The sequence below is a fragment of the Pseudomonas sp. PB120 genome (assembly GCF_009761815.1).
GTDB lineage: Bacteria > Pseudomonadota > Gammaproteobacteria > Pseudomonadales > Pseudomonadaceae > Aquipseudomonas.
On record NZ_RWIN01000039.1, the window covers coordinates 128,206 to 153,047 of the forward strand.

General features: G+C 59.3%; 17 protein-coding genes. 12 read left to right on the forward strand and 5 right to left on the reverse strand.

Going from position 1 to position 24,842, the window contains the following annotated elements; all coding sequences use genetic code 11:
- Positions 1 to 216 precede the first annotated feature (216 nt).
- From fadB to EJA72_RS07955, 6 genes are all read left to right on the forward strand, one after another.
- Positions 217 to 2,364, forward strand: a complete 2,148-nt coding sequence (gene fadB / locus EJA72_RS07930; RefSeq protein WP_157710941.1) for a fatty acid oxidation complex subunit alpha FadB — start codon at positions 217 to 219, stop codon at positions 2,362 to 2,364.
- Between the two features lie 33 nt (positions 2,365 to 2,397).
- Entirely contained in the window at positions 2,398 to 3,573 is a 1,176-nt protein-coding gene (gene fadA / locus EJA72_RS07935; RefSeq protein ID WP_090182092.1) for an acetyl-CoA C-acyltransferase FadA, read from the forward strand.
- A gap of 99 nt (positions 3,574 to 3,672) precedes the next feature.
- Entirely contained in the window at positions 3,673 to 3,909 is a 237-nt protein-coding gene (locus tag EJA72_RS07940; protein WP_157710942.1) for a DUF1653 domain-containing protein, read from the forward strand.
- 114 nt (positions 3,910 to 4,023) lie between these two features.
- A complete protein-coding gene (gene topA, locus EJA72_RS07945; protein WP_157710943.1) occupies positions 4,024 to 6,651 on the forward strand; it encodes a type I DNA topoisomerase in 2,628 nt (875 codons plus the stop codon).
- Positions 6,652 to 6,806: 155 nt separating this feature from the next.
- The gene (locus EJA72_RS07950; protein WP_157710944.1) at positions 6,807 to 7,331 is read left to right on the forward strand and encodes a DUF6586 family protein; all 525 of its coding nucleotides are present in this window, start codon (positions 6,807 to 6,809) and stop codon (positions 7,329 to 7,331) included.
- Positions 7,332 to 7,437: 106 nt separating this feature from the next.
- Positions 7,438 to 7,671 (forward strand): hypothetical protein, encoded by a 234-nt coding sequence (locus EJA72_RS07955; protein WP_008028479.1) that lies wholly within the window; start codon positions 7,438 to 7,440, stop codon positions 7,669 to 7,671.
- A 92-nt stretch (positions 7,672 to 7,763) separates the two neighbouring features.
- Here EJA72_RS07955 and sulA read toward each other — a convergent pair whose 3' ends face one another.
- Together sulA and lexA are read right to left on the reverse strand one after the other, a co-directional pair.
- Positions 7,764 to 8,237, reverse strand: a complete 474-nt coding sequence (gene sulA, locus EJA72_RS07960) for an SOS-induced cell division inhibitor SulA (protein WP_157710945.1) — start codon at positions 8,235 to 8,237, stop codon at positions 7,764 to 7,766.
- Between the two features lie 10 nt (positions 8,238 to 8,247).
- Positions 8,248 to 8,856 (reverse strand): transcriptional repressor LexA, encoded by a 609-nt coding sequence (gene lexA / locus EJA72_RS07965; RefSeq protein ID WP_157710946.1) that lies wholly within the window; start codon positions 8,854 to 8,856, stop codon positions 8,248 to 8,250.
- Between the two features lie 229 nt (positions 8,857 to 9,085).
- On the opposite strand from lexA, the gene EJA72_RS07970 reads away from it, so the two are divergent.
- Positions 9,086 to 9,793 carry a TetR/AcrR family transcriptional regulator gene (locus EJA72_RS07970; RefSeq protein WP_090182102.1) on the forward strand — a complete coding sequence of 236 codons (708 nt, stop codon included), beginning with the start codon at positions 9,086 to 9,088 and terminating at the stop codon, positions 9,791 to 9,793.
- Positions 9,794 to 9,949: 156 nt separating this feature from the next.
- Positions 9,950 to 10,960: a beta-N-acetylhexosaminidase gene (gene nagZ, locus EJA72_RS07975; RefSeq protein WP_157710947.1), complete on the forward strand. Its 1,011-nt coding sequence runs from the start codon at positions 9,950 to 9,952 to the stop codon at positions 10,958 to 10,960.
- A 193-nt stretch (positions 10,961 to 11,153) separates the two neighbouring features.
- Here the strand turns inward: nagZ and EJA72_RS07980 are convergent, their stop codons facing one another.
- From EJA72_RS07980 to mfd, 3 genes are read right to left on the reverse strand one after another with little or no spacing between them, the layout of a single operon-like run.
- On the reverse strand, positions 11,154 to 13,847 hold the full coding sequence (locus EJA72_RS07980) for a DEAD/DEAH box helicase (protein ID WP_157710948.1): 2,694 nt from the start codon (positions 13,845 to 13,847) through the stop codon (positions 11,154 to 11,156).
- An 11-nt stretch (positions 13,848 to 13,858) separates the two neighbouring features.
- Positions 13,859 to 14,425 carry a CsiV family protein gene (locus tag EJA72_RS07985; RefSeq protein ID WP_157710949.1) on the reverse strand — a complete coding sequence of 189 codons (567 nt, stop codon included), beginning with the start codon at positions 14,423 to 14,425 and terminating at the stop codon, positions 13,859 to 13,861.
- A 10-nt stretch (positions 14,426 to 14,435) separates the two neighbouring features.
- The gene (gene mfd, locus EJA72_RS07990; RefSeq protein ID WP_178129164.1) at positions 14,436 to 17,885 is read right to left on the reverse strand and encodes a transcription-repair coupling factor; all 3,450 of its coding nucleotides are present in this window, start codon (positions 17,883 to 17,885) and stop codon (positions 14,436 to 14,438) included.
- Between the two features lie 362 nt (positions 17,886 to 18,247).
- Here mfd and EJA72_RS07995 point away from each other — a divergent pair, with 362 nt between their 5' ends.
- The 4 genes from EJA72_RS07995 (at position 18,248) to EJA72_RS08010 (ending at position 24,840) form a co-directional block, all read left to right on the forward strand.
- Complete coding sequence (locus EJA72_RS07995; protein ID WP_157710950.1) at positions 18,248 to 19,711, forward strand: glyceraldehyde-3-phosphate dehydrogenase; 1,464 nt, start codon at positions 18,248 to 18,250, stop codon at positions 19,709 to 19,711.
- 677 nt (positions 19,712 to 20,388) lie between these two features.
- Positions 20,389 to 21,447 (forward strand): HlyD family efflux transporter periplasmic adaptor subunit, encoded by a 1,059-nt coding sequence (locus EJA72_RS08000; RefSeq protein WP_372240687.1) that lies wholly within the window; start codon positions 20,389 to 20,391, stop codon positions 21,445 to 21,447.
- Complete coding sequence (locus EJA72_RS08005; protein ID WP_157710952.1) at positions 21,444 to 22,688, forward strand: hypothetical protein; 1,245 nt, start codon at positions 21,444 to 21,446, stop codon at positions 22,686 to 22,688. Before EJA72_RS08000 ends, EJA72_RS08005 begins: the two co-directional genes overlap by 4 nt.
- A 1-nt stretch (position 22,689) precedes the next feature.
- Entirely contained in the window at positions 22,690 to 24,840 is a 2,151-nt protein-coding gene (locus EJA72_RS08010) for a glycosyltransferase family 2 protein (RefSeq protein ID WP_157710953.1), read from the forward strand.
- The last annotated feature ends 2 nt before the right edge of the window (positions 24,841 to 24,842 follow it).

Here is a 24,842-nt window from a genome sequence, read left to right on the forward strand (position 1 = left end):
TGACAATTGTCGGGAATTCCGTGAAGGTGACGTACCCAAATCAAACGGGCGTATGAATTGAGCGTTTGTATTTCAGACCGCTCCTACAGAATCCCGACTATCGCGTTGGAGGGTGTACCGGGTGGATTGGCGTAGCATCGACGTTTAACGTCCTGCCAAGCCGGTCGCCTGCGTCCGACGTGTACTGTTCAGCTTCCATATCGTGGAGATCAGTTGATGATTTACGAAGGTAAAGCCATCACGGTTACGGCTCTTGAAAGTGGCATCGTCGAACTGAAGTTCGACCTCAAGGGTGAGTCCGTCAACAAGTTCAACCGTCTAACCCTGAACGAACTGCGTCAGGCCGTAGACACTATCAAGGCAGATGCTTCGATCAAGGGCGTGATCGTCAGCAGTGGCAAGGACGTCTTCATCGTCGGCGCCGACATCACCGAATTTGTCGAGAACTTCAAGCTGCCTGATGCGGAGCTTGTTGCAGGCAACCTCGAAGCCAACAAGATTTTCAGCGATTTCGAAGACCTCAACGTCCCGACTGTCGCCGCAATCAACGGCATCGCATTGGGTGGCGGTCTGGAAATGTGCCTGGCGGCGGACTACCGCGTCATGTCGACCAAGGCCAAGATCGGTCTGCCAGAAGTCAAGCTGGGCATCTACCCGGGCTTCGGCGGCACTGTTCGCCTGCCGCGCCTGATCGGTGCCGACAACGCCATCGAGTGGATTGCCGCCGGTAAGGAAAACCGTCCGGAAGACGCGCTGAAAGTCGGCGCCGTCGATGCTGTGGTTGCCCCTGAGAAACTGCAGGAAGCCGCTCTGGAACTGATCAAACGCGCCATTTCCGGCGAGTTTGACTACAAGGCCAAGCGCCAGCCGAAGCTGGAAAAGCTCAAGCTGAACGCCATCGAACAAATGATGGCTTTCGAAACCGCCAAAGGTTTCGTCGCCGGTCAGGCTGGCCCGAACTACCCGGCGCCGGTTGAAGCGATCAAGACCATCCAGAAGGCTGCGAACTTCGGTCGCGACAAAGCGCTGGAAGTCGAAGCTGCCGGTTTCGTCAAACTGGCCAAGACTTCTGCCGCGCAGAGCTTGATCGGTCTGTTCCTGAACGACCAGGAACTGAAGAAAAAGGCCAAGGCTTACGACGAAATCGCCAAGGACGTGAAGCAGGCTGCCGTATTGGGCGCTGGCATCATGGGTGGCGGTATCGCTTATCAGTCGGCTTCCAAAGGCACGCCGATCCTGATGAAAGACATCAACGAGCACGGCATCGAGCAAGGTCTGGCTGAAGCCGCCAAGCTGCTGGTGAGCCGCGTTGATAAAGGTCGCATGACCGCTGCGAAAATGGCTGAAGTGCTCAACGGCATACGTCCGACCCTGTCCTACGGTGATTTCGGTCACGTTGACCTGGTCGTCGAAGCCGTCGTCGAGAACCCGAAGGTCAAGCAAGCCGTTCTGGCCGAAGTCGAAGACAAGGTCAAAGAGGACACCATCCTCGCGTCCAACACCTCGACCATTTCCATCACCTTGCTGGCCAAAGCCCTCAAGCGTCCGGAAAACTTCGTCGGCATGCACTTCTTCAACCCGGTGCACATGATGCCGCTGGTTGAAGTGATTCGTGGCGAGAAATCCAGCGAGCTGGCGGTTGCCACCACCGTTGCCTACGCCAAGAAAATGGGCAAGAACCCGATTGTCGTCAATGACTGCCCGGGCTTCCTGGTCAACCGCGTACTGTTCCCGTACTTCGGCGGTTTCGCCAAGCTGGTCAGCGCCGGTGTGGACTTCGTCCGTATCGACAAGATCATGGAAAAATTCGGCTGGCCGATGGGCCCGGCGTACCTGATGGACGTGGTCGGCATCGACACCGGTCACCACGGTCGTGACGTAATGGCTGAAGGCTTCCCTGACCGCATGAAAGACGACCGTCGTTCGGCTGTCGACGTGCTCTACGAAGCCAAGCGCCTGGGCCAGAAAAATGGCAAGGGCTTCTACGCCTACGAGACCGACAAGCGCGGCAAGCAGAAGAAAGTCGCCGATCCGTCGGTGCTGGAAGTGCTCAAGCCGATCGTTTACGAGCAGCGCGAAGTCACAGACGAAGACATCATCAACTGGATGATGGTCCCGCTGTGCCTGGAAACCGTGCGTTGCCTGGAAGACGGCATCGTCGAAACTGCTGCCGAAGCCGACATGGGTCTGGTCTACGGTATTGGTTTCCCTCCATTCCGTGGCGGTGCGCTGCGTTACATCGATTCGATCGGTGTGGCAGAGTTCGTTGCACTGGCTGATCAGTACGCTGATTTGGGCGCGCTGTACCACCCGACCGCGAAGCTGCGCGAAATGGCCAAAAACGGTCAGAGCTTCTTCGGTTAAGCGTCCAAACGACTAGAGCGAGAGTGAAATTTTATGAGCTTGAATCCTAGAGACGTCGTGATTGTCGACTTCGGTCGTACTCCGATGGGCCGCTCCAAGGGCGGCATGCACCGCAACACCCGCGCTGAAGACATGTCGGCGCACCTGATCAGCAAATTGCTGGAACGCAACGTCAAGGTTGACCCGAACGAAGTCGAAGACGTGATCTGGGGCTGTGTAAACCAGACCCTGGAGCAGGGCTGGAACATCGCTCGCATGGCGTCCCTGATGACTCAGATCCCGCACACCGCTGCCGGCCAGACCGTCAGCCGCCTGTGTGGCTCGTCGATGAGCGCCTTGCACACGGCTGCGCAAGCGATCATGACCGGCAACGGTGACGTGTTCGTCGTTGGCGGCGTCGAGCATATGGGCCATGTGAGCATGATGCACGGTGTCGATCCGAACCCGCACATGTCCCTGTACGCGGCGAAAGCCTCGGGCATGATGGGCCTGACCGCTGAAATGCTGGGCAAAATGCACGGCATCACTCGCGAACAGCAGGACGCTTTCGGCGTGCGCTCCCACCAACTCGCCCACAAGGCGACTGTGGAAGGCAAGTTCAAAGACGAAATCATCCCGATGCAGGGCTACGACGAGAACGGTTTCCTGAAACTGTTCGACTACGACGAAACCATTCGTCCGGAAACCACCCTGGAAAGCCTGGCGGCGTTGAAGCCAGCGTTTAACCCTAAGGGCGGTACCGTGACGGCGGGCACTTCGTCGCAAATCACGGACGGTGCCTCGTGCATGATCGTGATGTCGGCGCAGCGCGCACAGGACCTCGGCATCCAGCCTATGGCGGTGATTCGCTCGATGGCAGTGGCAGGTGTGGACCCGGCAATCATGGGCTATGGTCCAGTACCGGCTACACAAAAAGCACTGAAGCGCGCAGGTCTTGGTATTAACGATATCGACTTCTTCGAGCTCAACGAAGCTTTCGCCGCACAGGCCCTGCCGGTGCTGAAAGATCTGAAAGTGCTCGACAAGATGAACGAGAAGGTTAACCTGCACGGCGGCGCGATCGCCCTGGGTCACCCGTTCGGTTGCTCCGGTGCCCGTATCTCCGGCACGTTGCTGAACGTAATGAAGCAAAATGGCGGCACCTTCGGGGTAGCCACCATGTGCATTGGTCTCGGCCAAGGCATCTCCACCGTCTTCGAACGCGTTTAAGCGTTCCGTTGACGGAAGCCGGGGCCAAGTGCCCCGGTTTTTGTTTTTCTGAATTTATTTTTGTTTTTATTTTGAAAAGATTTGAGTGAGGGCCAAAGCATGCCGATACAACCTGGGCTCTACCAACATTACAAAGGTCCGCAGTACCGTGTATTCAGTATTGCGCGGCATTCGGAAACCGAAGAAGAAGTCGTCTTCTACCAAGCCCTGTATGGCGATTACGGCTTTTGGGTGCGCCCCTTGAGCATGTTCCTGGAGTCGGTCGAGGTTGACGGCGAACAGGTACCGCGCTTTGCTTTGGTGCAAGCCGAACCGAGCCTTTTTACCCAGCCATAAGCTGAGTGCGCGCAAAACCCTGCGCTTGACCTCACCTTGTAGCCACTATATATAGCGGTGCCGCGTCAGGCGCCAACCGCCTTTCACTTCTAGAATTCAGGAATTTTCTGATCCATGGGCAAATCGCTGGTCATTGTGGAATCCCCGGCTAAGGCCAAGACCATCAACAAGTATCTGGGCAACCAATACGTGGTGAAGTCGAGTATCGGCCATATCCGAGACCTGCCCACCAGCGGTTCGGCTAGCGCCAGCAAAGAGCCAGCCGCTAAGCGCGGCAAGGCCGCCGCGGGTGAAGGTCCGGTGCTCACGCCGAAAGAGAAAGCGCGCAAGCAGCTCGTCTCGCGCATGGGTGTCGATCCCGAGCATGGCTGGAAAGCCAAGTACGAGATCCTTCCGGGCAAGGAAAAAGTCATCGAAGAGCTGCGCCGGCTCGCCAAAGATGCTGACACCATCTATCTCGCAACCGACTTGGATCGCGAGGGGGAAGCCATTGCCTGGCACCTGCGCGAAGCCATCGGTGGTGACGACAGCCGCTACAAGCGCGTGGTGTTCAACGAAATCACCAAGAAGGCGATTCAGGAAGCCTTCTCCAAACCAGGCGAGCTGGACATCGACCGTGTCAACGCCCAGCAGGCGCGTCGTTTCCTCGACCGCGTGGTGGGTTACATGGTTTCGCCGCTGCTGTGGGCCAAGATCGCCCGTGGCCTGTCCGCCGGTCGCGTGCAATCGGTTGCCGTGAAGCTGGTGGTTGAGCGTGAGCGTGAAATTCGCGCGTTCATCCCTGAAGAGTACTGGGAAGTCCACGCTGACCTCGGTACCGCCAAGGGCGCCACCGTGCGCTTCGACGTGGCCCGCGAGAAAGGCGAAGCCTTCAAGCCGCTCAACGAAGCCCAGGCCATGGCCGCGCTGGAAAAGCTCAAGGCTTCCAGCTACAGCATCGTCAAGCGCGAAGACAAGCCGACCAGCAGCAAGCCGTCCGCTCCGTTCATCACGTCCACCCTGCAGCAGGCCGCGAGTAACCGCCTGGGCTTCGGCGTGAAGAAAACCATGATGATGGCCCAGCGCTTGTATGAGGCGGGCTACATCACGTATATGCGTACCGACTCCACCAACCTCTCGGTTGATGCGGTGGCCATGGCGCGTACTTATATTGAAAGCGAGTTCGGTAAGAAGTACCTGCCGGAAACCCCGAACGTCTACAGCAGCAAGGAAGGCGCACAAGAGGCTCACGAAGCGATTCGTCCATCTGACGCCAACACCGAGCCAAGCAAGCTGTCGGGCATGGAGCGTGATGCAGAGCGCCTCTACGAGCTGATCTGGCGCCAGTTCCTGGCTTGCCAGATGCTGCCGGCCCAATACCTGTCGACCACTGTCACCGTCGGTGCCGGCGACTTCGAATTGCGCGCCAAGGGCCGCATCCTGAAGTTCGACGGTTACACCCGCGTGATGCCGCAAATCGCCAAGCCGGGCGACGACGACGTGCTGCCAGACATGGCCCAGGGCGACGCGATGAAGCTGATCAAGCTTGATCCGACCCAGCACTTCACCAAGCCGCCGGCGCGTTACTCGGAAGCGAGCCTGGTTAAAGAAATGGAAAAACGCGGCATCGGTCGTCCTTCGACCTACGCGGCGATTATTTCGACCATCCAGGACCGTGGCTATGTGGCGCTGCACAACCGTCGTTTCTATTCGGAAAAGATGGGTGACATCGTCACCGAGCGTCTGTCCGAGAGTTTCTCCAATCTCATGGACTATGGCTTTACCGCCGGCATGGAAGAGAACCTCGATGATGTGGCCCAGGGCGAACGCGACTGGAAAAACGTGCTGGACGAGTTCTACGGCGACTTCAAGAAGAAGCTCGAAGTAGCCGAAAGCGCGGAAAACGGCATGCGTGCCAACCAGCCGGTGATGACCGACATTCCGTGCCTGACCTGTGGCCGTCCGATGCAGATCCGCACCGCATCGACCGGCGTGTTCCTCGGTTGCTCGGGTTACAGCCTGCCGCCGAAAGAGCGCTGCAAGGCCACCGTCAACCTGGTGCCGGGCGATGAAATCGCGGCGGACGACGAAGGTGAGTCGGAGTCGCTGGTGTTGCGTGGCAAGCATCGCTGCCCGATTTGCAGCACGGCGATGGACGCTTACCTGCTCGACGAGAAACGCAAGTTGCACATCTGCGGCAACAACCCGGATTGCGACGGCTACGAAATCGAAGAGGGCACTTACCGCATCAAGGGTTACGAAGGTCCGAGCCTGGAATGCGACAAGTGTGGCAGCGAGATGCAGCTCAAGACCGGCCGTTTCGGCAAGTTCTTCGGCTGCACCAACGCGACCTGCAAGAACACCCGCAAGCTGCTGAAAAGCGGTGATGCGGCGCCGCCGAAGATGGATCCGGTGAAGATGCCTGAGCTGAAATGCGAAAAGGTCAACGACACCTACATCCTGCGCGACGGTGCGTCCGGTCTGTTCCTGGCGGCCAGCCAGTTCCCGAAAAACCGCGAGACGCGCGCTCCGCTGGTGATGGAAATCATCCCGCACAAGGACGAGATCGATCCGAAATATCACTTCCTCTGCGAAGCGCCGAAGAAGGACCCGGACGGTCTCCCTGCCGTGATTCGTTACAGTCGCAAGACCAAGGAGCAATACGTTCAAACAGAAGTCGACGGTAAGCCGACTGGCTGGAAGGCGTATTACGACGGCGGCAAGTGGACTGTTGAAGACAAACGGCCGGCCGCGAAAGCGTAAAATCGCAAGACCTTGTAGGAGCGAGCTCGCTCGCGATGAATTTGAGAGCGGCGCGGGAATGCTGATGGCCCGCGTCATCGTTGACGACCATCGCGAGCGAGCTCGCTCCTACATAGCCTGCGTGAAGCAATTATTTCGTTGCGGAGGCTGCCGTCATGGCCCACGAACTCTATACCCGTACCAACCAGAAGATTTATTTCGCCGGCCTGTCGCTGGAAGCGCTCGCCAAAGCCGAAGAGGGGCGGGCGATGAATTCGCTGGCGCTTATTCAGGCCGGGCGCGAATCAGCATTGTTCCACCTGTACGGAGCGCTGTTGGGGCTGTGCCATGAAATTGCAGGCTTCTATCGCTTGCCTCAGGCCAATGCGCCTCGGGCGGAGTTGTTGCTGACTCGCGAAATGCTGGAAACCATCGCCATTCCTGAAATGGCCGAGATGGTCGAGTTGGCGCACAACCCGGAAACCTGGCTGGCCAAGCTGTTGGCGGCTCACGCGGCGCTGTTCCAGCCGCCTCGTGCCCCACACAAGCCCAAGGGCGACGTGACGCAGCCGCTGATTCTGGCCGTTAACCTGGATGAGGAGGACGCGTCGGAAGAGTTGAGCCGGGAAGAGCTGGAGAGCTGGCGTCAGAACCTGAAAGGGCTGGCTATCCGGTTTCGCGAAGGTTTGAACGAGTGCTGATGAGGGCAGATCCAGCGGTGCGATTAAACGTGCTGCTGGTCAAGATCATGAGCGAAGCCTGCTCGATGCCTATATAATCCCCGCCTTTCGTGGAGAACAGACCTTTATGCCAACGTCCTTTCTAGAAATTGTCGAGTTGCCAGACGGCCGAATCGAGCTGCGTAGAGCTGAGGACGAGGGTTCTCTGGTTACTTTGGATTTCTCCGAGGATGCCAAAGCGTTCCTGCAAGGCCAGCACGTGGAAGTCGCCAAAGCGATGTTGAGCGTCGGCGTGCAGATGGCAGGACGTCTGGTTGAAGGCGATTTCAATACGGATGAGAGCTCTCGGGTCCTCCATTGATCCCGTTCGTCGCTTTCTACTGATATCGCTTCAGATTGGCTTCTCTGCCCTTGGAGAAGCCCTGCGCGGCTCCCTTCGCGCAATGGTTGCCATTATCCCAATCGAATATTCAAGCTTTGTGCGTCCCCGGTGCGGGCGGCGCTGATCAGCTGTTGCCGTGAGTTCGCATTCAATGGGTTGAGCCAGCTGACGACGGTGTGGCTGCGGCCCAGGCGCAAGGCTTCGCAAGTCAATTGCTGGGCGCTTTGAGTGCCGCGTGGTTGCAACAACAGAATGCGTTCACGGTTAAGGCCGGCGTCCCTCAACCAGGCCTGAGTCAGGCTGGCGGGCGGGGCGATCAGCGTCAGCCAGCGCGCGTCCTGATCCTGGCTCAGTTCCCTGAGAATGGGTGCCAGAAGGTTCAGGCAGTTCCCGGCCGCACCGCGCAGTGACAATTCACTGAACACTTCAGGTTCGGCGATCCAGGGCGATTCGATCACGTCTTTCATGATCGGCGCCAATGGCTGCACCATGAACGCCTCGAACAACGGCAACTGGGTTTGCTGGTGGGTGTGCGGGAACTGCATAAAGCCTCCTTTAGCGGCGAATGACGCCAACACTCAAGCCTTCGATCACCAGTTCCTGATCTTTCAGGTTCACTTCGATAGGGGCGAATTCAGGGTTTTCGGCAATCAGCCAGACTTTGCTGCCATCGCGCTTGAAGCGCTTGACGGTCACTTCGTCGCCGATCCGTGCGACCACGATCTGGCCATTGCGGGCTTCGCGGGTGGTATGCACCGCCAGCAGATCACCGTCGAAAATGCCGATGTCCTTCATGCTCATGCCGTGAACGCGCAGCAGGTAGTCGGCCCGAGGATGGAAGAAGGCAGGGTTGATGTTGCAGGATTCTTCGATGTGCTGTTGGGCGAGGATCGGCGCACCGGCGGCCACTCGGCCAATGATCGGCAGCGTGGAGTCGTCGGCCTTGGCTTCGAAGCCGGGAATGCGAATTCCACGGGAAGCGCCAGGCGTCATTTCGATTGCGCCTTTGCGGGCCAGCGCCTTGAGGTGTTCTTCCGCCGCGTTTGGCGATTTGAAACCCAGTTCCTGAGCGATTTCCGCGCGGGTCGGCGGGTAGCCGTTGTCTTCGAGGCAGCGTTTGATGAAGGCCAGAATCTCTGCTTGGCGTGGCGTCAGCTTTAGCATATTGATCGCTCTGTCTTTTTATACAGTGACTGGGATTATATACAGTGAAAGCGTCTTGGCAATGCTCCTTTTTTTAGCGGCCGCCAGACGGTCGATCAGGCCGCTGATTTACGCTTCGTCGTTGTATGGTTAAATAGCTGACCGGCCATTCCCAAAACGAACTGCCAGGCTTGACAACGCACAGGCTGAAACGTATGTTTCAAACAAGTGTTTGTCAGGCGGAGTAGCCATGGCCCAGTCGGAAACCGTTGAACGCATTCTTGATGCTGCCGAGCAGTTGTTCGCGGAAAAAGGTTTCGCTGAAACCTCATTGCGTTTGATCACCAGCAAGGCCGGTGTGAATTTGGCGGCGGTGAATTATCACTTCGGCTCAAAGAAGGCGCTGATCCAAGCGGTCTTCTCGCGCTTTCTCGGGCCGTTTTGCCTCAGCCTCGATAAAGAGCTGGAGCGTCGCCAGGCCAAGCCAGAAAACAAGCCGACGCTTGAAGAGCTGCTGGAAATCCTCGTCGAACAAGCCCTGGTGGTTCAGCCACGCAGCGGCAACGATCTGTCGATTTTCATGCGTTTGCTGGGGCTGGCGTTCAGTCAGAGCCAGGGTCACTTGCGTCGTTATCTGGAAGACATGTACGGCAAAGTGTTCCGCCGCTACATGATGCTGGTCAATGAAGCCGCACCGCGTATTCCCCCGATCGAACTGTTCTGGCGCGTGCATTTCATGCTCGGTGCCGCGGCGTTCAGCATGTCGGGTATCAAGGCGTTGCGCGCGATTGCCGAGACCGATTTCGGTGTCAACACGTCCATCGAGCAGGTGATGCGGTTGATGGTGCCATTCCTGGCCGCCGGCATGCGTGCCGAGACCGGCGTGACCGATTCGGCCATGGCCACCGCGCAATTGCGCCCGCGCAGCAAATCGGCCCCGGTTGCCGCCAAGGTTTAGCCATACGGGTGGGCGCGGCAGCTTACATCCGCTAAGCTAGCCGCCCATGCCGAATCCCTTTCAGATCCCGCTTCCCATTGTTATCTCCAGCCTGCAGGGCACAGCCTGCGGCGGCGAAGTCGTGCGAGCCGGGTTTATCGTTATCAAGGAATCTCTATGACTGCTGGCCTGCAAGGCTCGTTGATGGTGGACGTCGCCGGTACCTGGCTGACGGCCGAAGATCGCCAATTGTTGCGCCAGCCCGAAGTGGGCGGCCTGATCATTTTTGCCCGTAACATCGAGCATCCGCGCCAGGTGCGTGAACTGAGCGCTGCAATCCGCGCCATCCGTCCTGATCTGCTGTTGGCGGTCGACCAGGAGGGCGGTCGCGTACAGCGCCTGCGTCAGGGCTTCGTGCGACTGCCAGCTATGCGCGCCATCGCCGATAACCCGAATGCCGAGTACCTGGCCGAGCAGTGCGGCTGGATCATGGCAACCGAGGTGCTGGCTGTGGGTCTCGACCTGAGTTTCGCGCCTGTGCTGGATCTGGATTACCAGCGCAGCGCGGTGGTCGGTACGCGTTCGTTCGAAGGTGATCCAGAGCGCGCAGCATTACTCGCCGGTGCCTTTATCCGCGGCATGAACAGCGCTGGCATGGCTGCTACCGGCAAGCATTTCCCCGGTCACGGCTGGGCCGAGGCGGATTCCCACGTGGCGATCCCGAACGACGAGCGCAGTCTCGAAGACATTCGCGCCAACGACCTGGTGCCTTTCGCAAAACTGAGCAAACAGCTGGCTGCGGTCATGCCGGCCCACGTCATTTATCCACAGGTCGATTCCCAACCCGCCGGTTTCTCGCGCCGTTGGTTGCAGGACATCCTGCGCGGCGAGCTGCAATTCGACGGTGTGATTTTCAGCGACGACCTGTCCATGGCCGGTGCCCACGTGGTGGGCGATGCCGCCAGCCGTATCGAAGCGGCGCTGACGGCCGGTTGCGACATGGGCCTGGTGTGCAACGATCGTGCGGCTGCCGAACTGGCCTTGAGCGCCGCCCAGCGCCTGAAGGTCAAGCCGTCCGAGCGCATTGCACGGATGCGCGGTCAATCGTATGCCAGCACCGAGTACCGCCAGGATCCGCGTTGGCTGACAGCCATTGGCGCGCTCAAAGAGGCTCAACTGATCGAATAAGGGCGGGATGGGGGGCATGTCTGCGTTGGTGCAGGTATTGAAAGGCTGAGCCAGGCGCGATACCGAGTTGACTCCATCGCGAGCAGGCTCGCTCCCACCTTGGATCTGTGTTTACCCTCCATCATCGAGGCAACACAAAATCAAGGCGGGAGCGAGCCTGCTCGCGATAGCGATCTACAGGTCGCAGTAGATCTCAGCGCTTCTCCAGCTTGTCCGGCAACGGCGCAAACAACGCTTCAATATCATCACTCTGCAACTTCCAGTCGCCAGTCTTGCGACCATCGAGCACGCCCGCCGCCAGGTCGGATTTTTCCTTTTGCAGGTGCTGAATTTTCTCTTCCACCGTGCCCCTGGCAATCATCTTGTAGACGAACACCGGTTTCTCCTGGCCGATGCGGTAGGCGCGGTCGGTCGCCTGGTTTTCCGTGGCCGGGTTCCACCACGGGTCGTAATGAATCACCGTGTCCGCTTCGGTCAGGTTCAGGCCGACACCGCCAGCCTTCAAGCTGATCAGAAAAATCTGACGCTTGCCGCTCTGGAAATCCTTCACCGGCGCGCGTCGATCGCGGGTTTGTCCGGTCAACAACGCGTAGTCGACGCCACGTTTCTTCAGTTCGACCTCAATTAAGGCGAGCATTGAAGTGAACTGTGAAAACAGCAGGATCCGTCGACCTTCCTCAAACAACTCTTCAAGCATTTCCATCAGGCTGTCGAGCTTGCCCGAGGTACTGCCGCGTGTTGGCAGGACCGCTTCGTTGACCAGACGCAAATCGCAGCACACCTGACGCAGCTTGAGCAGCGCCTCAAGAATGATGATCTGGCTGCGGGCCACGCCTTTGCGGGTGATTTCGTCGCGGACTTTCTTGTCCATGGCCAGGCGCATGGTTTCGTACACGTCACGCTGGGCTTCGTTGAGTTCGACCCAGTGGATAATTTCAGTCTTTGGCGGCAATTCCGTTGCGACTTGCTCTTTGGTCCTGCGCAGCAGAAACGGTTTGATCCGACCGTTCAGGTGCTGAAGCCTTACTTCGCTGGCGCGTTTTTCAATCGGCACCCGGTAATCGCGGTTGAAGCTTTTCACGTCGCCGAGCCAGCCGGGTAGCAGGAAGTGAAACAGCGACCACAACTCGCCCAAGTGGTTTTCCAGAGGCGTACCGCTCAGGCACAGACGTTGGCGCGCATTCAGCTCGCGAGCCGCTTGGGCGGCTTTGCTGTTGGGGTTCTTGATGTACTGGGCTTCATCCAGAACCAGCACGTGCAGTGGCTGTGCGGCCAGGCGTTCGACGTCCTTGGGCAGCAGCGCATAGGTGGTCAGGATCAGGTCGTAGTCGGCCAGATGCTCGAAGTGTTTTTTGCGGCTGGCGCCGTACAGCGCCAGCACTTTGAGTTGCGGCGTGAAGTGCGCCGCTTCGTCGAGCCAGTTGGGGATCAGGCTGGTGGGCATCACCACCATGCACGGCCGATCGAGACGCCCGGCATTTTTTTCGCTGAGCACGTGCGCCAGGGTTTGAAGGGTTTTACCCAGCCCCATGTCGTCCGCAAGAATTCCACCCACTTCCAGCTGACGCAGCGACTGCATCCAGCTCAAGCCCTCCAGCTGATACGGGCGCAAAGTAGCGTTCAAGCCTTCCGGCGCCGCCACTGTGAAGTCCTTGATATCCCGCAAACGCTGGGCAAACGTGCGGATCTGCTCGCCACCTTCCCAGAGCAGCGGCATGCCTTCCAGCGGGTTCAGCCGTATCGCGTCAGCCTTGCTCAGGCGCAGCGTGGTGTCGCCGGGCTCTTGCAGGTAGAACTCGCCGAGGGTCGCCAGCACCGGTTTCAGCCGGCCGAAGGGCAGGGCGACTTGCAGCGGGCCGTGCTCGGAGTTCGGGCGATTGGGGATGTTCACCAGAATCAGCTCGTCATCGCGACGGCGGGCGAGGCGCTCCGGGTTGAGGATTTCGGTGTGGGAGCGCATCAGGTTCAACAGGATCGGCAGCAGGCTCAGCCGTTCACCGTTGACGATGATGCCCAGTTCCAGATCGAACCAGTCGCGCTCCGGTGCCTGCTCGACGGTGGCGTACCAGTCGTCCACGGCGGTCAGGTCGAAACCGAATTCCTCGTCGATCTGAAGTTCCCAGCCCTGGGTGCGCAGCTTTGGCAGCTCATTGAGCGTGAAGGTCAGCCAGGCGCTGTCGTTGACCATCTCGAACAGCTCGCCCGCGCTTTCGGGCAGGGCCTTGCTTTGCCGGGTGGCGACCTTGAAGCCGAGGATTCTTAACTGTTCCCTGTAGGCCTGTTCGACGTCCGGGTGACGTTTTATCCGCAACGTCTGGGTTTCCTGGCGAATCAGGATGTCGGCGTTCTTCTGCCCGGCAACGTATTCATCCAGATAACTGAAAGACAACGCCGCGCGATGCTGGATGTAGCGCTGCATCTTGCCATTGCGAGGTTCAAAGGCGCTGAACTCGATACTCGCCAGCCACAGGCGCGGCACCGGCTGCACGTTATCCACCATGACTTGCGGCGGGGCTTTCGGGCTGCGGTTTTCCAGTACGGCTTGCAGTTTCTCCAGCAGATCGGCGTCCTGGGCAGCAGCGGGATAGGCCAGGGTTTCCTGAACTTTCAGCAGCACCGCGGCGCAATGTTTGCAGTTGCTGTGTACCGGGCACGTGCACGTGGCGTCGACCATCAGCAAAGTGGCTTTGGCTGACTCACGCAGGCGAATGGTCTGACGGTAAACGTTACCGCCAGAGCCTTCGCAGGCCGCGATGATGGTGGCGTCGCCGGCCTCGACAATCCTGACGCGGTTTTCCAGCGCGTAGCGCCGGCCGCGCTCCAGGCTCTGTTCCTTGAATCGGCTGACCCAGGAAGGCGCCAGAGGTTTGCTCAGGGTCGGGGGCATAAGGACTTCTATCAGTCCGGAATTTCTTCAGGGACTGGCCGGGGAGCGGGGGCGGTCAACGAGGTGATCTTGATCAGCATGCCGAGATGGCCGGCGTCGAGGAAATTCAGCTGGCCGTTTTTAGTGTGGCTTTCTGTCTTCAGGCGTTCACTGGCGGTCACCAGGCCATCGGTGTTGATCTGGTTGACCCAGAAGTCTGCGTCGACGTCGGTGAAACGCCCCAGCTTCAGATTCAGCGTGCCCTCGATCGGGAACTGGCCGAATTGCTCTTTGCCGTCGCTGATCGCGACTTTGACGGGTTGTTCACCGAGGGTCTGCTGCCACGTCTTGTGCAGCAATACCGTGTAGTCATTGCTGGCGGTGAGCTTTTCAACTTCACCGTTGAGGCTTGGCGTGCGCAGGCTGTCGGGGTTGATGCGCTGGGCACCGGCGGCCCAGTCTTCCGGCGCCGCACGAGTGACGATGGCCGGGACGGCGTTTTGGCGGACCAGAATCATTTCAACCTGATACAGGTCATCGGCAAATACCGATGGGGCGACCAGCGTTATCAACAAGGTCAGTGAGCGAAACAGGCGCATGCGGCGTCCTTCAAGCAGTTTTCGGAATGAGGCGCTCGAACAGCGCCTCTACAGTATTAAAGCGCTCTTCCGGGCGCTCCATTGGCACCTGGAATTTAAACATCGTGGCGCCTTCGAATTTGTAGCGTTTGGGTTGGCTCTGGATCAGTTTGATCAGCGTCAGCGGGTCGACCGGTGTTTGCGTCGCGAACTCGATGCGGCCGCCTTGCGGACCGCCATCGACCTTCTTGATGCCCAGCAATTCGGCCTGCAATTTCAACGCCGTGATGCGCATCAGGTTTTTGGTCGGCTCCGGCAACAGGCCGAAACGGTCGATCATCTCCACTTGCAGGTCCTTGAGGCCTTCCTCATCGGTGGCCGAGGCGATGCGTTTGTAGAGAATCAGTCGGGCGTGCACGTCCGGCAGGTAGTCTTCGGGAATCAAGGCCGGCACACGCAAATTGACTTCCGGCCCGCCACCCAGCGGTTGATCGAGGTTCGGTTGTTCGCCCTTGCGGATCGACTTCACGGCGCGCTCGAGCATCTCCATGTACAGCGTGAAACCGACCGCCTGGATTTGTCCGCTCTGGCCATCGCCGAGCAATTCACCGGCACCGCGAATCTCCAGGTCGTTGGTCGCGAGCACGAAACCTGCGCCAAGGTCCTGGGTGTTGGCGATCGCTTCCAGACGTTTTTCCGCATCCGTGGTGATTTGCTGGCGCGGTGGGGTCAGCAAGTAAGCATAAGCCTGGTGGTGACTGCGGCCGACGCGGCCACGCAATTGGTGCAGCTGCGCCAGGCCGAACTTGTCGGCACGCTCGATGATGATGGTGTTGGCGCTCGGCACGTCGATGCCGGTCTCGATGATGGTCGAGGCGATCAGCACGTTGAAGCGCTTGTGGTAGAAGTCGCTCATCACCTGTTCGAGATCGCGTTCACGCATCTGCCCGTGGCCAATGCCGATCCGTGCTTCCGGCACCAGTTCGGCGAGGTCGGCGGCGCACTTTTCGATGGTCTTCACATCGTTATGAAGGTAGTAGACCTGCCCGCCGCGCAGCAGCTCGCGGAGCAGGGCCTCTTTGACCGTGCTCTTGTTCTGCTCCATGACGAAGGTCCGCACCGACAGGCGACGAGCCGGCGGTGTGGCGATGATCGACAGGTCGCGCATACCTGACACGGCCATGTTCAACGTGCGCGGAATTGGCGTGGCGGTCAGGGTGAGAATGTCGACTTCACTGCGCAGGGCCTTGAGCTGTTCCTTCTGACGGACACCAAAACGGTGCTCTTCGTCGATGATCACCAGCCCGAGGTTTTTGATTTTCACGTCGTCCTGCAGCAACTTGTGCGTGCCGATGACGATGTCGATCTTGCCCTCGGCAAGGTCCGCGACGGCGGCGTTCACTTCTTTGGTCGACTTGAAGCGGCTCATCACTTCCACGGTCACCGGCCAGTCGGCGAAGCGGTCGCGGAAACTGTTGTAGTGCTGCTGGGCGAGCAGGGTAGTCGGCACCAGAATGGCCACTTGACGACCGCCGTGCACCGCGATGAACGCGGCGCGCATCGCCACTTCGGTCTTGCCGAAACCCACGTCGCCGCAGACCAGGCGATCCATCGGTTTCGGGGCGAGCATGTCGGCGCGCACCGCTTCGATGGTGGTTTGCTGGTCCGGGGTTTCTTCAAACGGGAAGCCAGCACTGAACGTCGCGTAATCGGCTTTCGGGTCGGCGAAGGCATAACCTTCGCGAGCGGCGCGACGGGCATAGATGTCGAGCAATTCGGCGGCCACGTCGCGTACCTGTTCGGCAGCTTTGCGTTTGGCTTTCTGCCAGGTCTCGGAACCGAGACGGTGCAGCGGGGCCAGGGCATCGTCGCTGCCGGTGTAACGGGCGATCAAATGCAGGTTGGCGACCGGTACATAAAGCTTGGCGTTTTCCGCGTATTCGAGGGTCAGGAATTCGGCGGCCTGGCTGTCGATTTCCAGAATCGTCAGCCCGAGGTAACGACCGACGCCGTGATCGATATGCACCACCGGCGCACCTTCGCGCAGCTCGGTGAGGTTCTTGATCACGGCATCGTTGTTGGCGTCGGCGCGCTTTTCGCGGCGACGGCGCTGCATCACGCGCTGACCGAATAACGGGCTTTCAGCCACCAGGGCCAGGGCCGGATCGTCCAGCACCAGGCCTTCGTCGAGCGGGGCGATGGTGATCGCCAGGCGTTCCTTGCTCTTCACGAAGTCTGGCCAGCTGTCGACGGTCTTCGGTCGCAACTTCAGGCGTTCGAGCAATTCCAGCAGTACTTCACGACGGCCCGCGGACTCGGCGGTAAACAGCACGCGGCCGGGAAACTCGTCGAGGAAACCGGCCAGTGCGGCCAACGGCTGGGTAGCCTTGGCTTCGATGGCCAGGTTCGGCAGCTCCCGCGCCGGGAAGCGCTCGCGACCGACGCCGGTTTCCACATCCTGTTGACTGGCAACCACCCGCGGCCAGTTTTTCAGGCGCGCAAAACAGTCTTCTACCGGCAGGAACAACTCGGCGGGTGGCAATAAAGGACGGGATGGATCGACACGCCGTTCTTCATAGCGATTGCGCACATCGTTCCAGAAGTTTTCCGCCGCCTGTTCGATACCCGGCAGGGAAAACACCTGGGTGTCCTGGGGCAGGTAATCGAATAGCGTCGAGGTTTCTTCGAAGAACAGCGGCAGGTAGTACTCGATGCCAGCGGGGGTAATTCCGCTGTTCAGGTCCTGGAAGATCGGGCAGCGACGGAAGTCGACATCGAAGCGCTCGCGAAAACGCGCCTTGAAGCGGGTGACGGCTTCTTTCTCCAGCGGGAATTCCTTGGCCGGCAGCAACTTGACCGAATCGACCTTGTCGATGGAGCGCTGGTTTTCCGGGTCGAAGGTGCGCAGGGTTTCGATTTCGTCGTCGAACAGGTCGATCCGGTAAGGCAGCTTGCTGCCCATCGGGAACAGGTCGATCAAGGAACCGCGTACGGTGAATTCGCCGTGCTCGTACACGGTATCGACGTAGCGATAGCCAGTGGCTTCCAGGCGGGTGCGCATGTGCTCGACGTCGAGCTTCTGGCCGACGTCGAGCACCAGGCTGCTGCCGAGCAGGAATTTGGTCGGCGCCAGGCGATGCAGTGCCGTGGTGATCGGCACCACCAGCACGCCGTGGCTGAGCTCCGGCAACCGATACAGGGCGGAGATGCGCTGGGAAATAATGTCCTGGTGCGGCGAAAACAGATCGTACGGCAGGGTTTCCCAGTCCGGGAAATGCAGCACCGGCAAATCCGGGGCGAAGAAGCTCAGCTCCTGTTCCAGCCGTTCGGCGCTTTGGCTGTCGGCGGTCAGCAGCAGGGTAAAGCGCTTGGCAGCGCTGGCAGCCTCGGCGATGGCCAGGCTGAGGGCGGCACCGGGCAGGTTGCCCCAGTGCTGTTTACCTGCCGCGGCAGGGAGTAGCGGTAGACGCAGAACGGGCACGGAAGGTTGAGCTCCAAGCGTTGCGACAAAGTCGGTAATTGTAGCGGCCTAGAGTGCCGCCTGTCAGTTGCAGACTGTGTCTATTACGCAGGTTTGCGAAATGTAGTGGTAAAGACAAAAAACCACGGTTTTTTAGCAAAAACTGGCGAATATGTAGTGGCAAAACCAGCGAGTGTTACGGAGGGTTACGGACAAGACAGCGGTGTCTCCAAAAAATTGACTGCGCTGGAAGCCGCGGTTTTATTGGGCTTGGGCCAGGCGTAATTTTTTTGAACGGAATTTTGTTACGGATCGCACGACAAGCGCGCATTGCTACGGGAGGCGCACGGCGGCATAATGTAGCCCCTTTTTTCTGCCCCTACATGTGGAAGGTTCCCGTGACTCAGAAGCCCGACCAGTGTCTTGGTGAATGGATCGACCGTGAAGCACTCGCAGAAGCGATGATTCCGCTTATCGGTCAGCTCTACCGCAATAACAACGTGGTGAGCTCGATCTATGGCCGCAGCCTGATCAACCAGTCTGTCATCGCGATTCTCAAAGCTCACCGCTTTGCTCGCCATCGTTCTTCCGACGATAGCGAACTCTCCGTCCACGAAACATTCCCACTGCTTAAAGCCATGAGCGAGCTGAAACTCGGCGCGGCTTCGGTAGACTTGGGCAAGTTGGCGTTCAAATTCCGCGCCGAAGGCAATGGCCGCACTGCCGAGCAGTTCGTCCGTGAAGAAATGGCTGAGGTGGTTGGTCAGCAAAACGTTGCCGCGCGCAAAGGCACCGACGTTGTCCTGTACGGCTTCGGTCGTATCGGCCGTCTGCTGGCACGTATCCTGATCGAAAAAACCGGTGGTGGCGACGGTCTGCGTCTGCGTGCCATCGTGGTGCGCAAAGGCGCCGAAAACGACCTGATGAAGCGCGCCAGCCTGCTGCGCCGCGATTCGGTACATGGTTCGTTCAACGGCACCATCACCATCGACGAAGAAAACAACACCATCACCGCCAACGGTAACCTGATCCAGGTTATCTACGCGAAGAACCCGACTGAAGTGGATTACACCCAGTACGGCATCAAAGACGCGCTGCTGGTGGACAACACCGGTGTATGGCGTGACGCCGACGGCCTGGGCCAGCACCTGGCCTGCCCGGGTATCGATCGCGTTGTTCTGACCGCGCCGGGCAAAGGCAAGCTGAAGAACATCGTTCACGGCATCAACCACGGTGAAATCACCGCGGACGACAAGATCGTTTCGGCCGCTTCCTGCACCACCAACGCCATCGTGCCGGTGCTGAAAGCAGTTAACGACAAGTTCGGCATCGTTAACGGCCACGTTGAAACCGTTCACTCGTACACCAACGACCAGAACCTGATCGACAACTTCCACAAAGGCGATCGCCGTGGTCGTAGCGCCGCGTTGAACATGGTGATCACCGAGACCGGTGCTGCCACCGCTGCTGCCAAGGCCCTGCCTGAACTGGCCGGCAAGCTGACCGGTAACGCGATCCGCGTTCCGACGCCAAACGTGTCGATGGCCATTCTCAACCTGAACCTTGAGAAAGCCGCCACCCGTGAAGAGATGAACGAGTACCTGCGCTACATGGCGCTGCACTCCGAACTGCATAAGCAAATCGACTTCGTCAATTCGCAGGAAGTGGTTTCCACCGACTTCGTTGGCTCGCGCCACGCAGGCGTTGTGGACGCTGAAGCGACCATCACTCAGGACAACCGCGTTGTTCTGTACGTTTGGTACGACAACGAGTTCGGTTACAGCTGCCAGGTGGTTCGCGTGATGGAAGACATGGCCGGTGTAAACCCGCCAGCTTTCCCGCGCTAAGCGTTATCGGCACATGAAAACGCCCTGACTTCGGTCGGGGCGTTTTTGTTTGTGGGCTACTTATATCGTTTTAATCTTTCCGCTTGGCAATTAAGAATTATCTTAAATTCGATACAAAGTTCATTCAGCTATAAAAAATAAAAACTCCTAATGAAAATAAGCAGTTGTCAGCCAATTGAGCCATCGCCATTAAAACGGATCCAATTCATCGCGCGTTATATATTTGGCGTCATTTAATCGTTTCATCCAAATGCTTGACACCCAAAAGCGCTGAATCTAGTGTCGCCACTAACAGCGCCCGGTCTGCCTAGGGCTTCGCTGGTTTTTTTAGTTACCCCGCTGCACAGCAACTCTCCAAAAAGACAGGAATCTCATTCCTGCTCACATCACAATAAAACCAATTAAAACAGTGTCGGCTTAGTTGCCGTCCATAAAATCATTTCGTGTTGCTCACCCTGCCAAAAGTTTTTCGCAGTCACGGCCTGCTGTTGCCTGGCTATTACGCGGTTGGTCTAACGGGAGAGTTGAACATGGCTGAAGAACGCTCAAGGCTATTGTCTCTATTGCCGCGCCTGGTGGGTTTGGGAGTTCTCGGGTTTATCATTTGGTTGCTGTTATCGACACTGCTGATGCCCCTGATGTCGGCTTCCGCCACGCGGGCTATTTTGAATGCGCCCGTGATTCTGCTAACGACGCCGATTGACGGCGTGGTGAGCGCGCTGGACGTCAAACCCGGTGCGACGTTTGTCCAGGGCCAGAAAATCGCCGTCGTGGAAAACCCGCGAGCGAATCAGGAAACCTTGCTGACCCTGCAGACACGACGACTCACCCTTGAACAGCAGTTGTCCTCGTCGGCCAGCCAGGCCGAGCATGATCAGCAGTATTACGAAGCGCTGGAGAAAACCAGCGAGCAATACCAGACCGCGTTTCATACCCGCCAACTCTTCACCCAAAAAGCCCTGAAAGCCGAAAGCAGTGCGGCCAGTGCACGGTTGATGGACGCTCAGGAAACCGTCGAACGCAACCTCGAGTTGTTCGTTCAAGGGGCCGTGAGTGGCGCCGTAGTCGCCTCGTCGAAAGCCCAGCTGGCGTCCTTGCAAGGCGCCGCCGAGTCGGTGCGTTCGCAATTGCGGATCAACGACGGCGATGTCAGTGCGGCCAACAAACAGGTGTACCTCGATCCCGATCAACTGCGCATGTTCGACCTCAACGCGCAAATGACCACGCTCAAACTCAGCCTGGAGAATCAGGCGCGCAATCGTGCGACCTATCAACAGGAGCTCGACAACCTCAACCAGCTGATCGACACCGAACAGAACCGCGTCAAGTTGATGGCCGGTTACGACGTGGTGGCGTATTCGCCGGGCACCGTTCAGGAACTGCTGGCGCCGCAGGGCACGCTGGTGCAGGCCGGTTCGACCCTGCTGCGTGCCACCGATTGCGGGCAGAGCTATGTGATCGCGGTGTTCCCCGAACGCATGGCCAGCAAGATCGATCGTGACAGCGTGCTGACCGTGAAAATCCGTGGCCTCGATCAACCGCTCAAGGCCAGCGTGGTGCAGCTGTTGTCCAGCGCTTCGGACATTCGCGCCAACTCCTACAGCGTGCCGTTCCCCTATGCCGAGCAAAACTCGGTGTACGTGGTCGGGACCTTTGCCGCAGACCTGACGGACAGCCAGCGCGCCATGACCTGCAACCCAGGGTTGTGGGCCAGTGCCGAAGTGTCGCGACCATGAACGGCGTGCTGCGGGGGATCGTCGGCGTGATTGTGATGAGCAGCGGGGCGTGCGCATTCGCGGCGCCAGCCAGGCCGCAACTGGCGGCAATGACCTGTGCGGCGCTGGATCGCGCAGTGACCACGCAGCCAGCAGGCCCGGTGCTGGTGGCCAGTTATCCACCGCTGGATGGCCAGCCCGCACCGATCCTGGCCTTGCGCGGCGTCGCGTTCACTTACGACAACGCCTTGGCGAGCATTGCGTTGTTTGCCTGTGGCAAGGCCGAATCGGCGCTGCGGATCGCCGATGCCTTGGTCTTCGCCACGAACCACGACCCCGAGTATCAGGACGGACGCATACGCAATGCCTACGCCGCCGGACCGGTGGGCGCGCCGTCGATGAAATTGCCGGGCTATTGGAGCACCGAACGCAACGCGTGGAATCAGGACGCCTATCAAGTCAGCAGCGCCACCGGCAATCAGGCATGGGCGGCGCTGGCCTTGCTGGAGGCTTTTCGCCAGAGCGGCGAGGCGTCTTACCTGGAGGCAGCGAGAAAAGTCCTGCACTGGTCGCAGAAAAACACCTACGACGCTCAGTCGCCGGCTGGGTTCAGCGGTGGCTATTACGGCTACTTTACCAAGCAGGTCCAGCAGAACTGGAAGTCCACCGAGCATAACGTCGACCTGGCGGCGGCGTGGTCGGCCCTCGATGCGGTGGCGCCGGATCAGGGTTCGGCCCAGCAGGCGCGCATCGCCCGGCAATTCGTCTCAAGCCAGTGGGACGCCGGGGAAGGGCGCTTCCTGATCGGCACGGGGGCGGATGGCCAGACATCCGACCGCGTGCGCTCCGGCCTGGATGCGCAGATATGGCCGTTGATTGCCTTGCATGACCCGCCCAAGGACTGGCGTCGGGTCTTCGCGTTTGTCGATCACGCGCACCGGGCGGGCGATGGCTACGGTTTCAACCGCGACCCCGATGGCCTCTGGACCGAAGGCACGGCGCAGGCCGCAGCGGTTGCGCAATTGAACGGCTTGAGTGACAAGGCGCTGCCGTTGTGGAGCGTGCTGCTCGCACAACAGGCGGGTGACGGCTGGCTGTTTGCAACGCCGGCACCGCGCATCAGTACCGGGCTGGCCATAGGCCCGGACTCCGTCACCAACGATTTTTTCTATTACCACCTGCCTCACTTGGGCGCCACGGCGTGGGCGGCGATTGCGGCCACCGGCGTCAATCCCTTTACCGGTTCGCAAGAGGCTGACTGACATGCAGGCACTGGACTCGCTGCAACTGCTGCAAATCAATTTCTGGACGTTGGCGGCGGTGATTCTGTTCACCTGCCTGACTCGCCGGGACCAATGGGCCGCGCGGGCAGGGTTCGGTGCTGTCACGGCATTGCTGTTGGTCAACTACGCGGCCTGGCGGATTCGTGACACCTTGCCCGACGGGCATTCCGGGTTTGCCACGGTCTGGGCCTACGCCTTTTTGTTTTTCGAAATGCTGGCGATTGGTTACACGCTGTTTTCCATCGTCGTCATGTTTTTCCGCTCGGATCACACCAAGGCTGCCGATGCCGGCGAGCGACGGTTGCGCGCCCAGGGGAACGAAGTGCCCGCGGTGGACGTGTTCATCGCCACGTACAACGAAGGCCTGGACATCCTCGAGAAAACCATCATTGCCGCACAGGCCATCGACTACCCCAACTTCACCATCTGGGTGCTCGACGATACGCGCCGTGACTGGTTGCGTGATTACTGCGCCGAGGTCGGCGTGCAATATGCGCGGCGTCCCGACAACGCCCACGCCAAGGCCGGCAACCTGAACAACGGTTTGCGCCAGTCCGCGGCTGTCAGCAATGCCCCTTACATTCTGGTGCTCGACGCCGACTTCGCGCCGCAGCAACCGATCCTGTTGCGCACGCTGGGATTGTTCGAGGACCCGAAAGTCGGGCTGGTGCAGACACCGCAGTTCTATTACAACCCCGATCCGATTCAGCACAACCTGGGCACCTCGGCTTGCTGGGTGGATGAGCAACGGGTGTTTTTCGATGTGTTTCAGCCGGCGAAGGATGGCTGGGACGCGGCGTTCTGCGTCGGCACGTCCTTCGTGGTGCGGCGCGATTTGATCAACGAGATCGGCGGTTTTCCGACAGGTTCTGTCTGCGAAGACATCTACACCACCTACCGATTGCTGCAAAAAGGCTACGTCACCCGCTGGCTGAATGAACGCCTGTCGATTGGTTTATCGGCTGAGGGCCTGACCGAGTACATCAACCAGCGTGGGCGTTGGTGCCTTGGCACTATTCAGGTGGCGCTGCTCAAGGACGGACCGTTGCGCGGCGGGGGTTACACGCTCAACGACCGTTTGCACTACCTCCACGGGCTCATGCACTGGTTTTCCAAGCCGTTCATTTTGATGATGCTGGTCTCGCCGGTGCTGTATTGGTACTTCGGCATCGCCGGGTTCTACGCCAACCCGGTGGATTTCCTCGCGTTCGGCATGCCGGCGTTGATTGCATTCTGGGGGTACGGGACGTGGGTCACGGACCGGCGCACCTTGCCGATTTTCACCGAGGTCACACAGATCGTGGCATCCCTGGCCGTCACGGCGACCATCGCCAGCGCGATGATCCGGCCGTTCGGGCGGCCGTTCAAAGTCACCGCCAAAGGCCTTGATCGCACGAAAACCATGGTGCACTGGAAGCTGTTCGGCTTCTTTTTCTTCCTGACGCTGTTTTCGCAGATTGGCGCCTATATCGCCATCAGCACGGCGGCCGCCTTCGACGGCAACATGGTGTTCAACCTTTGCTGGACCGTGGTGGCGCTGATCTACAACCTGGCGACCCTGGTTGCCTGCGTCGACCGTCCGCGGTTGCACGGTGAGGAGCGTTTCCCGTTCGACAAAGCCACCGGGTTGCGATTCGGCGGCAAAGTGCTGCCGGGTCGGCTGGTGGATATTTCCCTCAGCGGCGCATCGCTTCATTGCGCGTTCGCCTCGTCGATCAAACCCGGGCTGTGCGGCCAGATGTGGGTCGACAAACTGGGGTGGCTCGACGTCGAGGTCATGCGCAATCACGGTGAAGATCAATTGGGCCTGAGGTTTGCCGACCTCGATGAAGACCTGAGGCGGCGGCTGATTGCACGGCTGTTCAGTGATGCGTCAGTCAACGTTGTCAGCAAGGCCGACCCGGCGCTGGCGTTTGGCACCTTGCTGCGTCGCGCATTGCTGGGTGAAAAACGCACGGCACCGCGTTTGCCTGCGCCCGCCAGGGCTTCGTCCTACGCGCCGCAACGTCGGTGGCGGCCGGTCAGTGTTCGTTCCCGTAGACAGTCTGTGCCGCACATCAGTGTCGGTCGCTCAGGCCTGTGGTCCTTGCTGCTTTCCCCTTTGCGAGCTTTGCTCGGCCAACGTTTTTAGGT

Coding starts and splice junctions, on each gene's coding strand:
- fadB (WP_157710941.1), top strand. CDS start 217: ATGATTTACGAAGGTAAAGCCATCACGGTTACGGCTCTTGAAAGTGGC.
- fadA (WP_090182092.1), top strand. CDS start 2,398: ATGAGCTTGAATCCTAGAGACGTCGTGATTGTCGACTTCGGTCGTACT.
- EJA72_RS07940 (WP_157710942.1), top strand. CDS start 3,673: ATGCCGATACAACCTGGGCTCTACCAACATTACAAAGGTCCGCAGTAC.
- topA (WP_157710943.1), top strand. CDS start 4,024: ATGGGCAAATCGCTGGTCATTGTGGAATCCCCGGCTAAGGCCAAGACC.
- EJA72_RS07950 (WP_157710944.1), top strand. CDS start 6,807: ATGGCCCACGAACTCTATACCCGTACCAACCAGAAGATTTATTTCGCC.
- EJA72_RS07955 (WP_008028479.1), top strand. CDS start 7,438: ATGCCAACGTCCTTTCTAGAAATTGTCGAGTTGCCAGACGGCCGAATC.
- sulA (WP_157710945.1), bottom strand. CDS start 8,237: ATGCAGTTCCCGCACACCCACCAGCAAACCCAGTTGCCGTTGTTCGAG.
- lexA (WP_157710946.1), bottom strand. CDS start 8,856: ATGCTAAAGCTGACGCCACGCCAAGCAGAGATTCTGGCCTTCATCAAA.
- EJA72_RS07970 (WP_090182102.1), top strand. CDS start 9,086: ATGGCCCAGTCGGAAACCGTTGAACGCATTCTTGATGCTGCCGAGCAG.
- nagZ (WP_157710947.1), top strand. CDS start 9,950: ATGACTGCTGGCCTGCAAGGCTCGTTGATGGTGGACGTCGCCGGTACC.
- EJA72_RS07980 (WP_157710948.1), bottom strand. CDS start 13,847: ATGCCCCCGACCCTGAGCAAACCTCTGGCGCCTTCCTGGGTCAGCCGA.
- EJA72_RS07985 (WP_157710949.1), bottom strand. CDS start 14,425: ATGCGCCTGTTTCGCTCACTGACCTTGTTGATAACGCTGGTCGCCCCA.
- EJA72_RS07995 (WP_157710950.1), top strand. CDS start 18,248: ATGTGGAAGGTTCCCGTGACTCAGAAGCCCGACCAGTGTCTTGGTGAA.
- EJA72_RS08005 (WP_157710952.1), top strand. CDS start 21,444: ATGAACGGCGTGCTGCGGGGGATCGTCGGCGTGATTGTGATGAGCAGC.
- EJA72_RS08010 (WP_157710953.1), top strand. CDS start 22,690: ATGCAGGCACTGGACTCGCTGCAACTGCTGCAAATCAATTTCTGGACG.